Source organism: Paenarthrobacter sp. (assembly GCF_031180005.1).
Lineage (GTDB): Bacteria > Actinomycetota > Actinomycetes > Actinomycetales > Micrococcaceae > Arthrobacter.
The window spans coordinates 1-4159 of record NZ_JAPSHI010000063.1 but is presented as its reverse complement, the minus strand read 5'-3'; the positions used below and the strand labels follow the sequence as shown (position 1 = coordinate 4159).

Genomic DNA, 4159 nt, shown 5'->3' with positions numbered 1-4159 from the left:
GGACCTGCTGTACCTCGCCTTCGACGATTCCGATGGCGCGGGCAACAAGCTCGGAACGCTGCAGGGGTGTCAGGGAACCGGCAGGGGTAAAGAGGATGACATCCTTGGCCCACTGCCGGACGATCTGGGTGAGACGGACAGCGTCCGGTGCCCCGCCCAGAACCCCGAGCTGCTGGTCCTTTACCTCATATCCGTGACAGTACGGGCAGTGCAGGACGTCCCGGGCCCACCGGTCCCAGAGACCTGGAATCCGGGGCAGCACATCGCGCAAACCCGTGGCCAGAAGCAGCCGGCGGGCCGATACCTGCCCTCCGTCTGCCAGCAGGAGCCTAAAGCCTGTTGGCAGGCACGGCGCAAGTTCTGTGACGGTACCCTCGCGTACCTCTCCTCCGTAGCCGCGGACTTCCTCCCGCCCTGCCGCCAGCAGATCCCCGGGGGCCCGCCCGTCGCGGGAAAGGAACCCGTGCATGTGAGGTGCCTGAGCGTTCCGAGGATTTCCGGCATCGATCACCAGGACCTTGCGTCGGGCCCGGGAAAGCACCAGGGCTGCGGACAATCCGGCGGCTCCGCCGCCGACTACAACTACCTCAAATTCCTTCATGCCTTCAAGGCTCTTCGGGTTTCCCAGTACCGACAACAAACGTTGCTGATTCCGGGAAAGCGGCGTTGGATAGGCCCTGTGAAGCAAGCGTCGTTACCAGTAGCGGCAGCCCTTGGCCAGGTCGGGTCCCGGCTGAAACGACTCCGGACGCACCGCGGAGTGACGTTGATGGCCCTCGCGGCCGCCACCGGCATATCGAAAAGCACGCTGTCGCGGCTTGAATCAGGCCAGCGCCGCCCAAGCCTGGAACTGCTCCTTCCGCTGGCTGAGGCATACAACGTGCCACTGGATGACCTGGTCGGAGCGCCTGAGGTCGGCGACCCACGTGTAAGGCTCAAGCCCAAGGGGTCCAATGGCCGCACCGTCATTCCCCTGACCCGACAGCCAGGGGGAATGCAGGCCGCCAAGATCGTCATCCCGGTCTCGAAGATCCATCCTGAGCTGAAGACGCACGAGGGGTACGAGTGGCTGTATGTGCTTTCCGGAAGAATGCGGCTGGTGCTGGGGGATCATGACCTGATTTTGGGACCCGGGGAAGTTGCCGAATTCGATACCCACGTGCCGCACTGGTTCGGCAGCACAGGGGACCAGCCCGCCGAAGTACTCAGCGTCTTTGGCGGGCAAGGGGAACGGATGCTTGTGCGGGCAAAATCCGCCGGGAAGAAGAGCCAATAGCGTGCGTTCATCGGGTGGCTATGATCGCTCGCCAGCAAAAAAACCCGCCGCTGACGGATATGGCGCGCGGCGGTCGGCATCCGAAACGGTGCTGCCCCACGGTGGAAATCCCACCCGAGGATCCCGAAGTTCAACCTGCGGCGAACCCTGGCCTGGCCAGCTATCGGGTGGGCCTGCTCGATTCCCACGGTAAGCAGCTATCCCGATTACTGGTAAGGACTAACGAAAGGGGCACGTGGCGCCTATCCCATCGGTGACATGTGTGGCCCACGATGGCGTCTATCCTTGTATCCATTGGGGGTAGTGCCGTGCTGAAGAGATTTGACCAATGGAACGTGAGCGTCTTACATGGCGCGCTGATTGCACTGCTGGTTGCGGTATTCGGATGGTTCTTCCGCGACAGGTTGATTGAGGCGTCCTTCTTTTTCGCCCTGTCGGTGGTCTCCGCGGTTCTTGTCTACCGGGTCGTCTCGCAGTCAGAGCGTGCCTTCAATGTGATGCTCTGGGCGTTGTTCCTGACCTTCCTCACGCTGACCTCGCTTGAGGAAAGCCTGGCTGTCCCTGCGGCAGGGCCGTGGTTCCTCGGGTTCATCGTCGGTTCAATCGCCGGAGGATATGTGTGGCACGGCCCGCGGGCCGGGACGGAATTCAAGCAGCCGAACCGGCGTCAAGCTGACGGCAGCTTCTCGGGCGGCCGGCGCCTGGCGGCGATCAACGCCGTGTGTGCGCTTGCGCTGCTCGGGATCGGTACCGCGCAGCTATTTCTGCTGTCCCCAACGGTGGCGGTTGTTTCCGTTCTCGCTGCAGCAGTCCTCGCAGGCTGGGTCCTCTTCCGCTTCCCGCCACCTCTGCAGGTCAGGAACGGCCTCATCCTGATCGTGCCTGTCGTCTGGTTTGCCTTGGCTTTCGTCGGCGGTGCTACTGACCAAATGGCCCTTCCACACGCGTGGGGTTACGGCATCGTCGCCGGCATACTGATCGGCGGACGTTACTGGTCCGGCCCGCGCATGGGCGAGCCCCGGCCCCCGTTTAGTGGTCCGGGCAAGCGCCGCAGGAGGAGGCGCCGGCCTCGGTCCAAGCAGCAAACGCAGAAGCACGAGCAACCTGTTGCAGGAACGTTTATGAGTAGCCGCACGAAGAGGTTGAAGCTGTCCGGGAAGAAATCATGACGGCTATTGCAGAAGTCCGCTCCGTGGCCCAGGCAGAACAGGACGAATCGCGACAAACGACTGCTGACTGGTTCGACGCGCGGTTCGCTGATGTCACAGATGCGCGCGGTCTCCGCGGGGCGGCCGCCGACGGACTTTCCTTGTACGGCGGGAATGGTTCCTTTTCCGACGTCGGGACGGCCGAGTCGCATCACGCCGTCAGCAATCTGGCTGTGGCGCTGCGTCGTGGGCGGTCCTGGTTCCTGCGGAACTCGTAGGGGCTGGTCTTTCGATGTACCAATTTAGTTCGCGCGGAAAGACTAAACGCTGGGTGTTCGGCGTGGTTGTCATTGTGCTGGCCCTGACCTCGTGCGCCGCTCCGAACATCGAGGAGACGGGCCGCAACGCCATCCGCGAAAAAGCGGCCGAAGGCAAGGACTGGTTCATCCGGTTCACGGCATTCACGGACACCTCCGACCGGGACCTGGTGGCTTCAAAGCTTGAGGGCCCCGGCAACCCATACACCTTCGGTTGGGACTCCAACGGTGACTTCTTCACGGAGCACTACTACCGGGAGCACCTGACGACCAGCGGCGGCTGGTGGGCCAAGCAGCGCACCGTCAGCGCCTGCGTCCGGTTCAGGCTGAAGTCGGGGTCATCAACCGCTACATCTGTTGACTGCCCCGACGGGCCGCCCTTTTCCGACTACACGGACGAATGGGTGGTGGTGGCTTGAGCTGTCACCACACCGGCCTGGAGTACTAATCAGCTTCGGGAGTGGGTGGCTTGGGAGATCACTTCGATGACAAGATCCGCGGCTAAGGCCCCGGAAAATGGAAGCCTGAACAGGAACACCACTGCTGGCACCAAAACCCGGACTGAGGCCTGGCATTACGCCGTCGGCGGCACGGGTATGGATGGGCGGCTACCTCGCAGGCGCTCAATTCGTTATAGCTTGGCGGCTCGTGGCCCTTAAGGCCAAAGTGAGTTCCGAATGGGCTGTCAACGGTCAGGGCATCGACACCCTGACCGAGGCGCGAAGAGCAGCAATGGAAACCCCCACGCGCTGGAGGGCAACAAGCACGGGCGTGTCGTCGTGGAGCACGGTACGGCACGCTTTGAAGTCGCCGGAGCACTGCCGTCGAAACTGGTCTGCCACCGGAACCCCGATGCCGACAGCGACTTTTCCTGGGCAGTCCGGACACGGTTCCAATGAGTCGCGGGAATAAGTCCTTTTTTGCCTGCCACGCCCAAGCGTCCCAAGCGCGGCGATGGTCGATGGCGATATTTGCTGTGTTCAAGAACACACATTAACGGCTTGTCGGTGCGACGCTTGTCTCTGACGATGGAGTTGAAGGCGGCCAATATGAGGCCGTGTACATCTGCAATGGTCTTAAAGACAGTGTCCCGATACTCAACCCTGGTGGCATCCGGGGTTCCGAGGTGGCACTTTTGCGTTGTCTCGAGTCTCTGTATGCCACAAATCCACTCTGCGTCGATCCCCATTGCGGGTGACGCATGTTGACACCCGCGTGAGTGAAAACACCGTTCGAATGAGTGGAGAAACAAAAAAGCCCCGGAAAATCAATGATTTTCCGGGGCTTCCCTTGTGCGCGGAGGGGGACTTGAACCCCCACCCCCTTTCGAGGACTAGCACCTCAAGCTAGCGCGTCTGCCATTCCGCCACCCGCGCAGGTGGTATTCGGAAACCGTTTCCGCCTTTCAGCGTTTCGCG

General features: G+C 62.0%; 5 protein-coding genes and 1 tRNA gene. 4 read left to right on the top strand and 2 right to left on the bottom strand.

Going from position 1 to position 4159, the window contains the following annotated elements; all coding sequences use genetic code 11:
• On the bottom strand, nt 1-601 hold a 601-nt coding region (locus RIF72_RS19900), incomplete at its 3' end, for an NAD(P)/FAD-dependent oxidoreductase (RefSeq protein ID WP_309076512.1).
• A gap of 78 nt (nt 602-679) precedes the next feature.
• Here RIF72_RS19900 and RIF72_RS19895 point away from each other — a divergent pair.
• The 4 genes from RIF72_RS19895 (at nt 680) to RIF72_RS19880 (ending at nt 3160) form a co-directional block, all read left to right on the top strand.
• Complete coding sequence (locus RIF72_RS19895) at nt 680-1276, top strand: XRE family transcriptional regulator (RefSeq protein ID WP_309076511.1); 597 nt, start codon at nt 680-682, stop codon at nt 1274-1276.
• A 335-nt stretch (nt 1277-1611) separates the two neighbouring features.
• Nucleotides 1612-2445: a hypothetical protein gene (locus tag RIF72_RS19890; protein ID WP_309076510.1), complete on the top strand. Its 834-nt coding sequence runs from the start codon at nt 1612-1614 to the stop codon at nt 2443-2445.
• On the top strand, nt 2442-2702 hold the full coding sequence (locus RIF72_RS19885) for a hypothetical protein (protein WP_309076509.1): 261 nt from the start codon (nt 2442-2444) through the stop codon (nt 2700-2702). Before RIF72_RS19890 ends, RIF72_RS19885 begins: the two co-directional genes overlap by 4 nt.
• 14 nt (nt 2703-2716) lie before the next feature.
• Entirely contained in the window at nt 2717-3160 is a 444-nt protein-coding gene (locus RIF72_RS19880) for a hypothetical protein (RefSeq protein WP_309076508.1), read from the top strand.
• An 874-nt stretch (nt 3161-4034) separates the two neighbouring features.
• On the opposite strand, the gene RIF72_RS19875 is transcribed toward RIF72_RS19880, so the two are convergent.
• Nucleotides 4035-4117, bottom strand: a tRNA-Leu gene (locus RIF72_RS19875).
• Between the last annotated feature and the right edge of the window lie 42 nt (nt 4118-4159).